The organism is Citrobacter sp. RHBSTW-00986 (assembly GCF_013783065.1).
GTDB classification, from domain to species: domain Bacteria; phylum Pseudomonadota; class Gammaproteobacteria; order Enterobacterales; family Enterobacteriaceae; genus Citrobacter; species Citrobacter braakii.
This window is the reverse complement of sequence record NZ_CP056200.1, coordinates 902,641-918,266: the sequence shown is the minus strand read 5'-3', so window position 1 is coordinate 918,266 and position 15,626 is coordinate 902,641. Positions and strand designations below refer to the sequence as shown.

The 15,626-nt window shown below is 54.1% G+C and carries 13 protein-coding genes and 1 other RNA gene; 5 read left to right on the top strand and 9 right to left on the bottom strand.

Features of this window, described 5'->3' with window-relative positions:
- The first annotated feature begins 31 nt into the window (after window positions 1–31).
- Window positions 32–760, top strand: a complete 729-nt coding sequence (locus HV345_RS04555; RefSeq protein WP_008785744.1) for a MurR/RpiR family transcriptional regulator — start codon at window positions 32–34, stop codon at window positions 758–760.
- 121 nt (window positions 761–881) lie between these two features.
- On the top strand, window positions 882–2,315 hold the full coding sequence (bglA, locus tag HV345_RS04550; RefSeq protein ID WP_016154353.1) for a 6-phospho-beta-glucosidase BglA: 1,434 nt from the start codon (window positions 882–884) through the stop codon (window positions 2,313–2,315).
- A 94-nt stretch (window positions 2,316–2,409) separates the two neighbouring features.
- Here the strand turns inward: bglA and HV345_RS04545 are convergent, their stop codons facing one another.
- From HV345_RS04545 to HV345_RS04510, 8 genes are all read right to left on the bottom strand, one after another.
- Window positions 2,410–3,153: an SDR family oxidoreductase gene (locus HV345_RS04545; RefSeq protein WP_016154354.1), complete on the bottom strand. Its 744-nt coding sequence runs from the start codon at window positions 3,151–3,153 to the stop codon at window positions 2,410–2,412.
- A gap of 61 nt (window positions 3,154–3,214) precedes the next feature.
- Window positions 3,215–6,088, bottom strand: coding sequence for an aminomethyl-transferring glycine dehydrogenase (gene gcvP, locus HV345_RS04540; RefSeq protein WP_181636305.1), 2,874 nt, complete (start codon window positions 6,086–6,088; stop codon window positions 3,215–3,217).
- Window positions 6,089–6,264: 176 nt separating this feature from the next.
- Entirely contained in the window at window positions 6,265–6,654 is a 390-nt protein-coding gene (gcvH, locus tag HV345_RS04535; protein WP_003026965.1) for a glycine cleavage system protein GcvH, read from the bottom strand.
- A gap of 25 nt (window positions 6,655–6,679) precedes the next feature.
- The gene (gene gcvT / locus HV345_RS04530; protein ID WP_047499315.1) at window positions 6,680–7,774 is read right to left on the bottom strand and encodes a glycine cleavage system aminomethyltransferase GcvT; all 1,095 of its coding nucleotides are present in this window, start codon (window positions 7,772–7,774) and stop codon (window positions 6,680–6,682) included.
- 452 nt (window positions 7,775–8,226) lie between these two features.
- Complete coding sequence (gene ubiI, locus HV345_RS04525; protein WP_016154357.1) at window positions 8,227–9,429, bottom strand: FAD-dependent 2-octaprenylphenol hydroxylase; 1,203 nt, start codon at window positions 9,427–9,429, stop codon at window positions 8,227–8,229.
- 139 nt (window positions 9,430–9,568) lie between these two features.
- Window positions 9,569–10,747: a 2-octaprenyl-6-methoxyphenyl hydroxylase gene (gene ubiH / locus HV345_RS04520; protein WP_181636304.1), complete on the bottom strand. Its 1,179-nt coding sequence runs from the start codon at window positions 10,745–10,747 to the stop codon at window positions 9,569–9,571.
- Complete coding sequence (gene pepP / locus HV345_RS04515; RefSeq protein ID WP_181636303.1) at window positions 10,744–12,069, bottom strand: Xaa-Pro aminopeptidase; 1,326 nt, start codon at window positions 12,067–12,069, stop codon at window positions 10,744–10,746. The genes ubiH and pepP overlap by 4 nt, the downstream gene beginning before the upstream one ends.
- 24 nt (window positions 12,070–12,093) lie before the next feature.
- Window positions 12,094–12,672 carry a YecA family protein gene (locus HV345_RS04510; protein ID WP_181626961.1) on the bottom strand — a complete coding sequence of 193 codons (579 nt, stop codon included), beginning with the start codon at window positions 12,670–12,672 and terminating at the stop codon, window positions 12,094–12,096.
- 167 nt (window positions 12,673–12,839) lie between these two features.
- Between HV345_RS04510 and zapA the strand changes: the two genes are divergently transcribed.
- The 3 genes from zapA to HV345_RS04495 all read left to right on the top strand — a co-directional run bounded on the left by zapA (window position 12,840) and on the right by HV345_RS04495 (window position 14,010).
- Window positions 12,840–13,169, top strand: coding sequence for a cell division protein ZapA (gene zapA / locus HV345_RS04505; protein ID WP_003026980.1), 330 nt, complete (start codon window positions 12,840–12,842; stop codon window positions 13,167–13,169).
- A gap of 41 nt (window positions 13,170–13,210) precedes the next feature.
- Window positions 13,211–13,394: non-coding RNA, 6S RNA (gene ssrS / locus HV345_RS04500), on the top strand.
- 19 nt (window positions 13,395–13,413) lie between these two features.
- Entirely contained in the window at window positions 13,414–14,010 is a 597-nt protein-coding gene (locus HV345_RS04495) for a 5-formyltetrahydrofolate cyclo-ligase (protein ID WP_181636302.1), read from the top strand.
- Window positions 14,011–14,392: 382 nt separating this feature from the next.
- Here HV345_RS04495 and serA read toward each other — a convergent pair whose 3' ends face one another.
- Window positions 14,393–15,625, bottom strand: a complete 1,233-nt coding sequence (gene serA, locus HV345_RS04490; RefSeq protein WP_016154363.1) for a phosphoglycerate dehydrogenase — start codon at window positions 15,623–15,625, stop codon at window positions 14,393–14,395.
- Window position 15,626 lies beyond the last annotated feature (1 nt).

Here is a 15,626-nt window from a genome sequence, read left to right as displayed (position 1 = left end):
AGTCTGATGAGTGAGTTTTGCCATTGTGAGTATGTTCTCCCACGCTGCCATCGCCAGTCTCAACAATCTTGAGATGCTGGTCTACAACTATGTCATCAAAAACCGTGACAAAGTCATGTACATGACCATTCGCGAACTGGCTGATGCCGTGGGCGTTTCCACCACCACCGTACTGCGCTTTTGCCGCAAGCTTAAGTGTGAAGGTTACTCAGAATTTCGCGTACGCTTCAAATTATATTTAGAGCAGAATGAACCGCAACAGGCTAATTTCGGTGCCAGCGAAATTATCAGCTTCTTTAAAGGCGTCAATAACGACGAGTTCGACAATTTACTCGATCAGGCTGTTGATATTATATTATCTTCCGAGCGTATTATATTCGTCGGGGCGGGAACATCCGGAGCTCTGGCAAAATATGGCGCTCGTTTTTTCTCAAACGTCGGAAAATTTAGTAACCACATCGATGACCCTTATTTCCCGGTAACTAATGATATGGCCAGAAACGCGCTGGCGATCGTGCTTTCCGTTTCTGGAGAAACCGAAGAGATCCTACGCTTTGCCAGCCAGTTCAGCCTGCATAACTGTAAGGTTCTGTCGGTCACCAGCCATGAACATTCGCGCCTCGCGAAACTTGCCGACTTTAATCTCTCCTGGCACGTTCCACAGACACGCATTGCCGGGGTATACGATATAACCACGCAGATCCCCGTTATTTATATTCTGGAATCACTCGGTCGCAAGCTGGCGAAAAGAATAGCGTAAAAAAAACAATATGTTTTTTTGATGTAACAAATCACATTAACGCTATTTTGTTATATCGTGACATTTATCTTTCCTTTGTTAGACTCAAAATCAGATTGTATTAATTTGAGACTGAGCGCAGATGAAAAAACTTACCTTACCAAACGATTTTTTATGGGGCGGCGCGGTTGCGGCGCATCAGGTTGAAGGCGGCTGGAATAAAGGTGGTAAAGGGCCCAGCATTTGCGACGTACTGACCGGGGGGGCACACGGCGTTCCGCGAGAAATCACTCAGGACGTCGTGCCAGGTAAGTACTACCCCAACCACGAAGCCGTCGATTTTTACGGACATTACAAAGAAGACATTAAGCTGTTTGCCGAGATGGGCTTCAAATGCTTCCGTACGTCAATTGCCTGGACCCGTATCTTCCCCAAAGGGGACGAAACCCAGCCAAACGAAGAAGGGCTAAAATTCTACGACGACATGTTTGATGAACTGCTGAAGTACAATATCGAACCGGTCATCACTCTTTCCCACTTCGAAATGCCTCTACACCTGGTTCAACAGTACGGTAGCTGGACCAATCGTAAAGTCGTTGATTTCTTTGTCCGTTTTGCTGAAGTAGTCTTTGAGCGCTACAAGCACAAAGTCAAATACTGGATGACCTTCAACGAAATCAACAACCAGCGTAACTGGCGTGCACCGCTGTTTGGCTATTGCTGCTCCGGCGTGGTGTATACCGAGCATGAAAACCCGGAAGAGACTATGTACCAAGTGCTGCACCACCAGTTCGTGGCCAGCGCTCTGGCGGTGAAAGCCGCACGTCGCATCAACCCTGAAATGAAAGTCGGCTGCATGCTGGCAATGGTCCCGCTATACCCGTACTCCTGTAAGCCTGAAGATGTGATGTTCGCGCAGGAATCGATGCGTGAACGCTATGTATTCACCGACGTTCAACTGCGCGGCTACTATCCATCTTATGTACTGAACGAGTGGGAGCGCCGCGAATTCAATATTCGAATGGAAGCTGGCGATGAACAAATCCTGCGTGAAGGTACCTGCGACTATCTCGGATTTAGCTACTACATGACCAACGCGGTAAAAGCGGAAGGTGGTAGCGGCGATGCAATTTCCGGTTTTGAGGGCAGCGTGCCGAACCCGCACGTCAAAGCATCCGACTGGGGCTGGCAGATTGATCCGGTCGGCCTGCGTTACGCCTTATGCGAACTGTACGAGCGTTATCAGAAGCCGCTGTTTATCGTTGAAAACGGATTTGGCGCTTACGACAAAGTGGAAGAAGACGGCAGCATCCACGATGACTACCGCATCGACTATCTGCGCGCCCACGTCGAAGAGATGATGAAAGCGGTAACGTATGACGGCGTAGATCTGATGGGCTACACGCCGTGGGGCTGCATCGACTGCGTCTCGTTCACCACCGGCCAGTACAGCAAACGCTACGGTTTTATCTACGTGAACAAACACGACGACGGCACCGGCGATATGTCGCGTTCGCGTAAGAAAAGTTTTGAGTGGTATAAAGCGGTGATTGCCAGCAACGGCGAGAATCTGTAATTTTTTGCCGGATGGCGCTGCGCTTATCCGGTTTACGGGAACTGAACCTGTAGACCAGAGCAGACATTTACGCCGCCATCCGGCAAGCAACGCATTACTTCCCGCCGGCCAGCTCCAAAAAACTGCCCGTGACGTAAGACGCCTTCTCACTCAGCAGCCAGGTAATCGCCTGCGCGACCTCTTCCGGCTGTCCGCCGCGCTGCATAGGCAACATGGATTTCACGCGATCCACCCTTCCCGGCTCACCGCCTGACGCATGCATTTCCGTGTAGATAAGACCGGGTCGCACACAGTTCACGCGTATCCCCTGCGCCGCAACCTCCAGCGCGAGGCCAGTGGTGAGCGTGTCCACCGCACCTTTTGAGGCTGCATAATCAACGTATTCGAACGGAGCGCCAAGCCGTGACGCCGCCGAAGAGACATTCACAATCGCCCCGCCCTGACCGCCGTGCTTAAACGACATGCGCTTTACCGCTTCCCGACAACACAGAAAATAGCCGGTAACATTCGTCGCCAGGACGCGATTAATACGCTCAGCGGTTAGGCTTTCCACCGTGCTCTGTTCAAACAAAATCCCGGCATTGTTCACCAGCGCAGTCAGCGGCTCGCCCTCGCGGTCAATGGACTCAAACATCGCCCCGACCTGGCTTTCATCGCTGATATCTGCCCGCAGAGCAAACGCCTTTCCTCCCGCAGCGGCGATATTGTTCACCACCTCCGTTGCCGCACGAATATTGTGATGAAAGTTAACGGCGACCGTGTAACCCTCTAGCGCTAACTGCAGCGCGGTTGCCCGACCAATACCGCGACTGCCTCCCGTAACCAGTGCTATAGCCATCACTATTCTCCCCAAAAATAAAGGCGCCGAAGCGCCTTTAAAAGATAGCTGAATCAGTCGATTACTGATAATCGCTCAGCGGCACGCAGGAGCAGAACAGGTTACGGTCACCGTAAACGTCATCAAGGCGTTTCACGGTCGGCCAGTATTTGTTCGCTACGCCCGCCGGGAAGACGGCGATTTCGCGGCTGTAACCGTGATTCCACTCCGCGACCAGCTCATTTTGCGTGTGCGGGGAGTTAACCAGCGGGTTATCTGTAAGCGACCATTCACCGGCTTTCACGCGATCGATCTCAGCGCGGATTGCCAGCATCGCATTGATAAAGCGATCCAGTTCCACTTTGCTTTCCGATTCAGTCGGTTCCACCATCAGCGTACCCGCTACCGGGAACGACATGGTCGGCGCATGGAAACCGTAATCGATCAGGCGCTTGGCAATATCCAGTTCGCTGATGCCGGTCTCTTCTTTCAGTGGGCGAATGTCGAGAATACATTCATGTGCCACGCGACCATCGCGACCGGTATACAGCACCGGATAGGCATCTTTCAGACGGCTGGCAATGTAGTTAGCGTTCAGGATCGCCACCTGGCTGGCTTGCTTCAGACCTTCTGCGCCCATCATACGGATGTACATCCAGCTGATCGGCAGAATGGATGCGCTACCGAACGGTGCCGCAGAAACCGCGCCCTGACGGGTGAGCATCCCTTCAATCTGTACTACGCTATGACCCGGCACGAACGGCGCCAGATGCGATTTAACACCGATTGGTCCCATACCTGGGCCACCGCCGCCGTGCGGAATGCAGAATGTTTTATGCAGGTTAAGGTGAGAGACATCGGCACCGATAAAGCCCGGTGTGGTGATCCCAACCTGAGCATTCATGTTCGCGCCATCAAGATAAACCTGGCCGCCAAACTGGTGCACAACGTCGCACACTTCACGGATCGTTTCTTCATACACGCCATGAGTAGAGGGATAGGTCACCATGATGCAGGAGAGGTTTTCACCCGCCTGCGCCGCTTTTTCACGCAGATCGCCAAGATCGATGTTGCCGTTCTTATCACAGGCGACAACCACTACCTGCATACCCGCCATCTGTGCGGAGGCCGGGTTGGTACCGTGGGCAGAGGCCGGGATCAGACAGATATCGCGATGGCCTTCGTTACGGCTTTCGTGATAATGGCGAATCGCCAGCAGACCCGCATACTCGCCCTGCGCGCCGGAGTTCGGCTGCATGCAGACTGCGTCATAACCGGTCAGTTTTACCAGCCATTCGGAAAGCTGGCCGATCATCTGGTGATAACCTTCTGCCTGCTCTGGCGGGCAGAACGGATGCAGTTCAGCGAATTCCGGCCAAGTGATAGGGATCATCTCGGCGGCAGCGTTCAGCTTCATGGTGCAAGATCCCAGCGGGATCATTGCCTGGTTCAGGGCCAGATCTTTGCGCTCCAGCGAGTGCATGTAACGCATCATCTCGGTTTCGCTGTGATAGCGATTAAACACCGGATGGCTGAGGATCGCATCATCACGCAGCATACTGTCCTGAATGGAACGGCTGTCGAGCGCCACGTCTTTGTCCAGCGTTTCGATGTTCAGACCGTGGCTGTCTCCCAGCAGAACATTAAACAACTGCACCACGTTTTCACGGGTGGTGGTTTCATCGAGCGTAATACCTACCGCGTTATGGATATCGCTACGCAGGTTGATTTCTGCCGCTTCAGCACGCGCCAGTACCGCAGCCTTATCGGCCACTTCAACACACAAAGTGTCAAAGTAGTGTGCATGACGCAGCTTCAATCCTTTTTGTTGCAGACCGGTTGCCAGAATATCGGTCAGACGATGGATGCGATTAGCGATGCGTTTCAGGCCAACCGGGCCATGATAAACGGCATACAGGCTGGCGATGTTGGCCAGCAGAACCTGCGAGGTACAAATGTTGGAGTTCGCTTTCTCGCGGCGGATATGCTGTTCGCGAGTCTGCATCGCCATGCGCAGGGCGGTATTACCCGCTGCATCTTTGGAGACGCCGATAATACGGCCTGGCATGGAGCGTTTGAATTCGTCTTTAGCGGCAAAGAATGCCGCGTGCGGGCCGCCGTAGCCCATCGGTACGCCGAAGCGTTGCGCAGAGCCGAAAACGATATCCGCGCCCTGTTTGCCCGGTGCAGTCAGCAGTACCAGCGCCATAAAGTCGGCAGCGACGCTGACCACTATTTTACGGGATTTCAGCTCAGCCATCAGGGCGCTGTAGTCGTGCACTTCACCGATGGTGCCAACCTGCTGCAACAACACGCCGAACACATCCTGATGATCCAATGCTTTTGCCGCGTCATCAACAATGACGTCAAAACCAAAAGTTTGCGCACGAGTACGCACTACGTCCAGCGTTTGCGGATGAACATCAGCCGCCACAAAGAAACGGTTGGCGTTTTTCAGTTTGCTGACGCGTTTGGCCATCGCCATGGCTTCAGCTGCAGCAGTAGCTTCATCCAGCAGAGAAGCGGAAGCCATGTCCAGGCCGGTCAGGTCCAGCGTCACCTGCTGGAAGTTCAGCAGTGCTTCCAGACGGCCCTGGGAGACTTCCGGTTGATACGGGGTGTAGGCGGTGTACCAACCCGGGTTTTCCAGCATGTTACGCAGGATAACCGGTGGCAGCTGCACGGCGGTGTAGCCCATGCCAATGTAGGACGTGAAGCGCTTGTTACGCCCGGCGATGGCTTTTAATTCAGCCAGCGCAGCGTATTCGGTCGCCGCCTCGCCCACCTGTGGCGGGGTTGCGAGCTGAATGTCTTTCGGCACAATCTGGCCGATCAGCGCGTTTAACGACTCGGCGCCAACCGCATTCAGCATCTCTTGCTGCTGCGCGGCGTCCGGTCCGATGTGGCGTTCAATGAAAGCGCCGCTATTTTCAAGCTGGCTTAACGTCTGTGTCATGGGCGATGGTTCCTGAAACGTGCAGTGAATCGTAGGTGTCTCTACTTACCTGAATACGCAAAAAATTCGCGTTGCAGGAAGGCGGCGACGCAGCACATCCCCAGGAGCTTACATCAGTAAGTAACTGAGGTGTGCAAGAAAGCCAACACACCTGCAACGTGAAGAATGAAGCGTATTTATTCGTCTTCTAACAAAGCTTCATATGCAGTCGCATCCAGCAGCGATTCAATTTCGCTTTCATCGCTGGCTTTGATTTTGAAGATCCAGCCCCCTGCATACGGCTCGCTGTTGACCAGTTCCGGGGAGTCGCTGAGCGCGTCGTTAACCGCAACAATCTCACCGCCTACTGGCGCATAAATATCGGATGCCGCTTTTACGGATTCCGCAACGGCGCAGTCATCGCCCGCGCTGACGGTTGCGCCAACTTCGGGCAGGTCAACGAAAACCATGTCACCTAACAGCTCCTGAGCATGTTCGGTGATCCCAACGGTGTAAGAGCCGTCAGCTTCTTTGCGCAGCCATTCGTGTTCTTTGCTGTATTTCAGTTCTGCAGGTACGTTGCTCATCAATCAATCTCCAAAAAAGGATGAATTACGCGACGGCTTTGCCGTTACGCACAAAAACAGGTTTAGTCACTTTTACCGGCATTTCGCGGTTACGGATCTGTACGATCGCGGTCTCACCAATACCCGCAGGGACACGCGCCAGCGCGATGCTGTAACCCAGGGTTGGGGAGAATGTCCCGCTGGTGATAATACCTTCCTGCTGATTGCCGGAAGCATCGGTGAAACGCACCGGCAGTTCATTACGCAGTACGCCTTTCTCGGTCATCACCAGTCCGACCAACTGTTCGTGGCCTTTTTCACGCTGCATTTCCAGCGCTTCCCGACCGATAAAGTCGCGGTCAGTCGGTTCCCACGCGATGGTCCAGCCCATGTTGGCCGCCAGCGGGGAAATGCCTTCGTCCATCTCCTGACCGTACAGGTTCATGCCGGCTTCCAGACGCAGCGTGTCGCGCGCGCCAAGACCGCAAGGTTTGACACCTGCTTGTACCAGCGCACGCCAGAAGTCTGCCGCCTTTTCACTCGGCATAGCAATTTCATAGCCTGCTTCGCCGGTATAACCGGTGGTTGCGATAAACAAATCACCCGCCTGAACGCCGAAGAACGGCTTCATGCCTTCTACCGCCTGACGCTGCTCGTCAGTAAACAATGTGGCTGCTTTTTCCTGCGCGTTTGGGCCCTGCACCGCAATCAGCGACAGATCATCTCGAACGGTGATGTCGATGGCGTAAGGTTCAGCGTGTTGGGTAATCCAGGAGAGGTCTTTTTCGCGGGTGGCGGAGTTTACAACGAGGCGGAAGAAATCTTCAGTGAAGTAGTAGACAATCAGGTCATCTATCACGCCGCCCGACGCGTTGAGCATACCGGAGTAGAGGGCTTTACCCGTCTTCGTTAGCTTCGCGACGTCGTTTGCCAGCAGATAACGCAAGAACTCCCGGGTGCGGCTACCGCGCAGGTCGACGATGGTCATATGTGACACATCAAACATTCCGGCATCGGTGCGAACAGCATGGTGTTCATCAAGCTGAGAACCGTAATGCAGTGGCATCATCCAGCCATGGAAATCTACCATGCGCGCGCCACATAGCGTGTGTTGTTCGTACAAAGGAGTCTGTTGAGCCATCTTTTCCTCGTTGAATAAGCGGGGCTACCAACTCTTTCGCGGTGAAATTTTCGCCACGAAACCCAGCACCGCAGCCGCTCCAGGGGCCACGACGCAAACGTTCTCTTTGTCCTGAACTTACCACCGAAACAGACGCTAAACCATAAGGCAAAATTAACCATCACATTAGCTTATGGCCAAAAACAGCAAAATCACCGGCAGAACAAAACCCCATCCATAAGGCAAATAATCAGAATAAAAAATAAATACAAGCTGGAATTAACAGCACCAACCAACATTAAATGTGGAAAAATTGTCAAAAATGGCGTTATGAAAAAAACGTAATATTAAAAAAACTAATGCGAAAAAAGGCGTGGAATTAGATTATTTCAAATGAGAGAAGCACCCCGGCGCGCAGGCCGGGAGTGGAAAGTGTGACGGGTCTCAAACTCTTAAGATTGTCCTTACGGACGCTAGCGTAACCACTCAGGAAGATCGTTCAGTCCCATCGCCTGGCGGATGAGCTGTGGTTTTACGCCTGGCAGGGTATCGGCCAGTTTCAGACCAATATCACGCAGCAGTTTTTTCGCCGGATTCTCGCCTGCAAACAGTTCACGAAAGCCCTGCATACCGGCCAGCATCATCGCTGCGCTGTGCTTACGGCTGCGCTCGTAGCGGCGCAAATAGAGATACTGACCAATATCTTTGCCCTGACGCTGGAGCCGCTTCAGCTCATCGATCAGCTCCGCCGCATCCATAAAGCCAAGGTTAACCCCCTGACCCGCCAGCGGGTGGATGGTATGCGCCGCATCCCCCACCAGCGCCAGACGATGAGCAGCGAACTGACGGGCATAGCGTCCCGTCAGCGGAAACGCCTGACGCTCGCTTTCAAGGCTGCACAGCCCCAGGCGATTATCAAAAGCGATATTCAGCGCCTGATTAAACTCGTCAACGCTTGCCTGCTGCATGCGTTCTGCTTCCTGCGGCGAAAGCGACCAGACGATAGAGCACAGGTGCGGGTCACTGAGCGGCAGGAACGCCAGGATCCCCTCACCGTGAAACGCCTGCCGCGCAACCGCGCCGTGAGCTTCCTGCGTACGAATAGTCGCCACCAGCGCATGATGACGGTAATCCCAGAAAGTGAGCGGAATATCCGCTTTGTTGCGCAGCCAGGAGTTAGCGCCATCGGCGCCGACCACCAGGCGAGCTGTCAGCATTGCGCCATCTTTCAGGGACAGAAATGCCTCATTCTCACCCCAGGCTACCTGCTGTAACTCAGCGGGCGCCATCAGCGTAATATCCGCTGAACGCTGTGCTTTTTGCCAGAGTGCGTAATGGATCTCTGAGTTTTCAACGATGTGGCCTAAATGGCTGTAGCCCATGCTCTGGTCATCAAACGCAATACGCCCAAAGCTGTCTTTGTCCCAGACTTCCATGCCGTGGTAGCAACAAGCGCGACGGGCAACAATGTCGGACCAGACGCCCAGTCGGCTAAGCAGTTTTTCACTGGCGGCATTAATGGCCGATACGCGAAGCTGAGGAGGTGCATCCGCCGCCAAAGGCTGCGGAACATGTTGTTCTAACACCGCAACGCGCAACCCGCTGCCCTGCAAGCCGCAGGCAACCGCCAGTCCCACCATGCCGCCACCAACAATTGCTACATCAACACTTTGCACTGTTTGCTCCTGAAAATAGGACAATCAAAAACCGTAGGCCGGATAAGGCAAAGCCGCCATCCGGCATTACTTCCGCGACATTGCCTGATGGCGCTGCGCTAATCAGGCCAACTTCTTTAATTCGGCCTACAGGATATATCTATCGCGCAACCCAACCGAGGGTCCGCTCCGCCAGCGCATCGCGTGCAGGCGTGAATAATTCCATCGCCATCAGCCCGACATTCCGCCCAACGACCAGCGGGGCCCAGCGATTGGCAAACAAATACACCAAATTGTTGGTCACACCAATCGTCGTTTCGCGATCGCGTTCGCGGCGCTGCTGATAGCGTGCCAGTACCGCATAATCACCGATATCTTCCGCGCAGCTTTGCGCCTGCGTCAACGTCTCAGCCAGGCTCATCACGTCGCGCAGACCAAGGTTGAAACCTTGTCCGGCAATGGGATGCAGCGTCTGTGCTGCGTTCCCCACCAGCACAGTACGATGGATAATGGCTTTTTGCGCCGAGGTTAATGAAAGCGGATAGGCGTTGCGTTTACCGGCCTGGGTAATACGCCCCAACCGCCAGCCAAACGCAGTTTGCAGTTCGCGGCAAAATTGTTCGTCGGACCAGGCCATAATCTCATCACGCCTCTCCAGCGGATGGCACCATACCAGCGAGCAGCGACCATCAGACATCGGTAGCATTGCCAGAGGACCATATTGTGTGAAACGTTCAAACGCTCGCCCGTCATGCGCAACAGAGGTCGTGACGTTGGCAATCACCGCCAGTTGTTCATAGGGTTGTTGCTGCCAGTCAACGCCGCAGGCGGTAGCCAGCGCGGAGCGCGTGCCATCGGCGGCCACCAACAGGCGACCATTAATCATCTCGCCATTTTCCAGCGTAACCTCAACGCGTTCCTGCGTGCGTGACACGCTGGCTACACGGTCGGGGCAGTGCAGCGTGATGCCCGGCGCTTTACGCAGCAGCGCAAACAAACGCAGCCCGACATCGTGCAGTTCTACCACCTGGCCCAGCGCCGGAATACGGTATTCCTGCGCATCCAGCGTCACAAATCCGGCATGGCCGCGATCGCTGACGTGAACCGTTTTGATCGCCGTTGCGCAATCGGCAATCGCCTGCCATACGCCAATTCGCGCCAGCTGTTGGCAGGTCCCTGCCGCCAGCGCGATCGCCCGGGCGTCAAACCCTGGATGGCGGTCAGTTTCAGGTTCGCTCGCTTCTATCAGGTGAACAGGCAGAGTCCCGTGGCTGAGCTGAGAAATGGCCAGCGCCAGCGTCGCACCGACCATACCACCACCAACGATAATCACGCTCATTGCAGTCGCGCCGCAGCCATTAAGGCTTCAATGTCATCCGCTTTCTTCACCACGCTGGCGGTCAGGTTCTCATTGCCGTCCTCGGTGATGAGGATGTCATCTTCAATACGAATGCCGATACCACGATAAGCAGGCGGCACATCGGCGTCCGGTGCGATATACAGCCCCGGTTCGACGGTGAGCACCATTCCTTGCTCGAGAATACGTGAGCGGTCCTGACCATAAACGCCAACGTCGTGCACATCCAGTCCCAGCCAATGGCTAAGACCATGCATAAAGAATGGGCGATGCGCATTTTCGGTAATCAGTTGGTCGATCTCGCCGTGCAAAATGCCAAGCCTCACCAGACCCGTAATCATGATGCGCACCACTTCGCCGGTGACTTCCTGGATGGACGTCCCCGGGCGATACAGGCGCAGACTGGTCTCTAATGACTCCAGTACGATGTCGTAGATTTCACGCTGAGCAGGGGAAAATTTGCCGTTTACCGGGAAGGTACGCGTAATGTCGCCCGCATAACCTTTGTATTCACACCCGGCGTCAATTAACACCAGATCGCCATCGCGCATTTCACTTTCATTTTCGGTGTAATGGAGAATACAGCCGTTTTCGCCGCTGCCGACAATCGTGTTATAGGATGGGTAACGCGCGCCATGGCGAGTAAACTCGTGGTGAATCTCCCCTTCCAACTGGTATTCAAACATTCCCGGACGGCATTTTTCCATCGCGCGGGTATGCGCCAGCGCACTGATCTCTCCGGCACGGCGCATGACCGCAATTTCTTCTGGTGATTTGAACAGGCGCATTTCATGGACCATTGGACGCCAGTCGATGATCGCGGCGGGTGCGTGCAGATTTTGTCTGGAGCCTTTACGCAGTTTATCCAACGCCGTGCACACAATCTCGTCTGCCCAGGCATATTCGCCCTGTGCGTGGTACACCGCGTCCAGGCCATTGAGCAACAGGTGCAGTTGTTGGTTGATTTCACTGAAGGCCAGCGCCCGGTCAACGCCGAGTTTTGCCGGTGCGGCATCCTGGCCCAGACGGCGGCCAAACCAGATCTCCGCCGTCAGATCGCGAACCCGATTAAACAAAACGCTGTGGTTATGAGTGTCATCACTTTTAATCAGCACCAGCACGGCTTCCGGTTCGTTAAAACCGGTGAAGTACCAGAAATCACTGCTTTGGCGGTACGGGTATTCACTGTCCGCGCTGCGCGTCGCTTCAGGCGCGGCAAAAATCAGCGCGGCGCTGCCGGGCTGCATTTGTGCCAGTAAAGCCTGGCGACGACGCTGGAATTCTTGCTGAGATATCTCGCTCATCACACTCTCCTTTGCGTTTCGTTCTTAGTGCAGAGTCGGTTTACGGACTTCCGGCGCGGTCGGCTGCTGACGCGTAAACGTGTCATGACACAGCAAGGCGGCTACGCGCACGTATTCGATAATCTCTTCGAGCGACATTTCCAGCTCTTCCTGATCTTCGTCTTCGTCATATCCCAACTGAGCGATATTGCGCAGGTCGTCAATCGCTTCACCGGTTTCACCGGTCACTTTGTCGAGCTTTGGCTGCGTAACGCCAAGGCCCAGCAAAAAGTGGTTTACCCACCCCGCCAGCGCATCGGCACGCTCAAACACGCTAACGTCGTCGCCTTCAGGCAGATAAAGCTGAAAAAGGAAGCCGTCGTCCTCGAGGGCATCGCTGGTGGCAGAGTGCATTTTCATCAGTGCCTGAGCCAGCTCGTGACCGAAGGCCAGACCTTCGTTCGTCAGGTCGTGCAGCAGCGGCTGCCATGAGCTGTCGTTGTTGCCGCCGCAAATCATCCCGCTGATCAAGCCGTGCATTTCGGCCGGGGTTAATCCAGCCCCTTGTTGGTTCAAAAACTGGCTAACGTCGTTGTAGCCAGGCATTTCGTTCTGTATAGACATAAGCATTCGTCATCAAAGGGAGGAATATTCATGGTATGCTACCACTTTGGGCCCTGGTGGACCAGAAAAGGGCTTGTATCTTGATACCAGGGTAGCTATAGTGTCGCCCCTTCGCGGACCCAAGGTCTGGAGACGAAGGCAGCGCAGTCAATCAGCAGGAAGGTGGCATGTCTGCACAACCCGTCGATATCCAAATATTTGGCCGTTCACTGCGAGTGAATTGCCCGCCTGAACAAAGGGATGCGTTGAATCAGGCTGCGGACGATCTCAATCAGCGATTGCAAGATCTGAAAGTTCGCACTAGAGTCACAAATACTGAGCAGTTGGTTTTCATCGCCGCGTTGAACATCAGCTATGAATTAACTCAGGAAAAAGCGAAGACGCGTGAGTACGCGGCGAGCATGGAACAACGTATTCGGATGCTACAACAGACCATCGAACAGGCGTTGCTTGATCAGGGTCGCATAACCGAAAAAACGGGCCAAAACTTTGAATAACACTTTTCGGTTTACTGTGGTAGAGTGACCGTGAAGACAAAATTTCTCTGAGATGTTTGCAAGCGGGCCAGTCCCCTGAGCCGATATTTCATACCACAAGAATGTGGCGCTCCATGGTTGGTGAGCATGCTCGGCCCGTCCGAGAAGCCTTAAAACTGTGACGACGCATTCACCTTGAACCAAGGGTTCAAGGGTTACAGCCTGCGGCGGCATCTCGGAGATTCCCTTCTACCTGGCAACAGCCATGACACTACTTTCTGAACTCCCTTTATCCCGGCAAGAAATTCGTCAACTGATTCGACAGCGTCGTCGCGCGTTGACCTCTGAACAGCAACGACAATACGGTCAGCAAGCCGCGACCCGAATGCTCAGTTTTCCCCCTGTTGTACTCGCGCATACTGTGGCGGTATTTCTCTCGTTCGATGGCGAACTCAATACCCAGCCGCTGATAGATCAGCTGTGGCGAGCGGGCAAGCGCGTTTACCTTCCGGTTCTTCATCCCTTCAGTCCCGGTAATTTACTGTTCCTGCACTATCATCCGCGCAGCGACCTGGTGACCAATCGCTTAAAGATCCAGGAACCACGGCTTGATGTACGCGACGTATTGCCGCTGTCAAAGCTGGACGTACTGATTACGCCGTTAGTGGCATTTGATGAGGACGGGCAACGCCTGGGCATGGGCGGCGGATTTTACGACCGCACGCTACAAAACTGGCAACAGCATAAGCTCCAACCCGTGGGCTACGCGCATGACTGCCAGTTAGTAGAAAAATTGCCGGTTGAAGAGTGGGATATCCCGCTGCCAGCGGTGGTGACGCCGTCCAAAATCTGGGAGTGGTAGCCGTTTTTTGCCGATTGACAGCGCCGTTTTTTTGACCTAAATTCCTCGGTGAAGGGTGAGGGAGGCGAACCTCCCTCCTGCGTACTCTCTGTTAATATGCTGGCCAAGCGATGATTAACAGGATCAGCAGCATGATGACGTATCTCATCATCGTCCCTTTCCTTTTTAGAGCCCCTGCTTCGGTAGGGGCTTTCCCGTTTCAGCGCTATGCTGCGCCCCTATCGTAAATTCCTTTTATTGCTGTACAACACGCAACGCTGCCTTTAGTTGCCAACTGCGGCAAAGCTCGAAAAACAGAATGTATGCGTTACAGAAAGAGATTTTGAGGCAGGGAAATCAGAGGAAAGATGGGCAGGTCAACCGCCTGCCCATGTAGAGGAAATCAGTACAGCAGACGAGCGCGAATGGTTCCCGGAAGGGCTTTCATCGCCAGCAGCGCTTTCTCCGCCACATCTTCATCCGCTTCAATATCGATAACCACATAACCTACCTGCGCGGAAGTCTGCAGATACTGCGCGGCAATGTTGACGCCCTGCTCGGCAAAAATCTGGTTCAGTGCCGTCAGTACGCCCGGACGGTTTTCGTGAATGTGCATCAGACGACGACCACCGTGCAGCGGCAGCGAAACTTCCGGGAAGTTTACCGCAGACAGCGTAGACCCGTTGTCGGAATACTTGGTCAGTTTCCCAGCTACTTCCAGACCGATGTTTTCCTGCGCTTCCAGCGTTGAACCACCAATGTGCGGCGTCAGGATCACGTTATCGAAATCACACAGCGGCGAAGTGAAAGGATCGCTGTTAGTTGCCGGTTCGGTTGGGAATACGTCGATTGCAGCCCCCGCCAGATGTTTAGTCGCTAATGCGTCGCACAACGCAGGAATATCAACAACCGTACCGCGTGCGGCGTTAATCAGCAGCGCCCCCGGTTTCATCAGCGAAATTTCACGCGCGCCCATCAGGTTTTTGGTGGAGGCATTTTCCGGTACGTGCAGACTCACCACGTCGCTCATATTGAGCAGGTCGGAAAGATGCTGTACCTGCGTGGCATTGCCAAGCGGGAGTTTATTTTCAATATCATAAAAAAAGACATGCATCCCGAGCGATTCCGCCAGAATGCCCAACTGAGTACCAATGTGGCCGTAGCCGATGATCCCCAGTTTTTTACCACGCGCTTCAAAAGAGCCGGTAGCCAGCTTATTCCAAACGCCGCGGTGCGCTTTGGCGTTCGCTTCGGGTACGCCACGTAGCAGTAGCAGCAGTTCGCCAATCACCAGCTCAGCAACGGAACGTGTGTTAGAGAATGGTGCGTTAAACACAGGGATCCCGCGCTTTGCCGCTGCACTTAGATCAACCTGGTTGGTGCCAATGCAGAAGCAGCCAATCGCGACCAGTTTCTCTGCGGCGTCAATCACATCTTCAGTCAGATGGGTACGGGATCGCAGGCCAATGAAGTGGGCATCACGGATGGACTCTTTCAGTTGTTCAGTGTCCAGAGCACCTTTGTGAAACTCGATGTTGGTATAACCTGCTGCACGAAGGCTTTCGAGTGCTTTTTGGTGCACGCCTTCAACCAGCAGAAATTTAATCTTATCTTTCTCCAATGATACCTTTGCCATT

What these genes read in the sequence shown, in the direction of transcription:
- HV345_RS04555 (WP_008785744.1), top strand. Translation starts at nt 32, where the DNA reads ATGTTCTCCCACGCTGCCATCGCCAGTCTCAACAATCTTGAGATGCTG.
- HV345_RS04545 (WP_016154354.1), bottom strand. Translation starts at nt 3,153, where the DNA reads ATGGCTATAGCACTGGTTACGGGAGGCAGTCGCGGTATTGGTCGGGCA.
- serA (WP_016154363.1), bottom strand. Translation starts at nt 15,625, where the DNA reads ATGGCAAAGGTATCATTGGAGAAAGATAAGATTAAATTTCTGCTGGTT.
- HV345_RS04495 (WP_181636302.1), top strand. Translation starts at nt 13,414, where the DNA reads ATGACACTACTTTCTGAACTCCCTTTATCCCGGCAAGAAATTCGTCAA.
- pepP (WP_181636303.1), bottom strand. Translation starts at nt 12,069, where the DNA reads ATGAGCGAGATATCTCAGCAAGAATTCCAGCGTCGTCGCCAGGCTTTA.
- gcvH (WP_003026965.1), bottom strand. Translation starts at nt 6,654, where the DNA reads ATGAGCAACGTACCTGCAGAACTGAAATACAGCAAAGAACACGAATGG.
- HV345_RS04510 (WP_181626961.1), bottom strand. Translation starts at nt 12,672, where the DNA reads ATGTCTATACAGAACGAAATGCCTGGCTACAACGACGTTAGCCAGTTT.
- ubiH (WP_181636304.1), bottom strand. Translation starts at nt 10,747, where the DNA reads ATGAGCGTGATTATCGTTGGTGGTGGTATGGTCGGTGCGACGCTGGCG.
- bglA (WP_016154353.1), top strand. Translation starts at nt 882, where the DNA reads ATGAAAAAACTTACCTTACCAAACGATTTTTTATGGGGCGGCGCGGTT.
- gcvT (WP_047499315.1), bottom strand. Translation starts at nt 7,774, where the DNA reads ATGGCTCAACAGACTCCTTTGTACGAACAACACACGCTATGTGGCGCG.
- zapA (WP_003026980.1), top strand. Translation starts at nt 12,840, where the DNA reads ATGTCTGCACAACCCGTCGATATCCAAATATTTGGCCGTTCACTGCGA.
- gcvP (WP_181636305.1), bottom strand. Translation starts at nt 6,088, where the DNA reads ATGACACAGACGTTAAGCCAGCTTGAAAATAGCGGCGCTTTCATTGAA.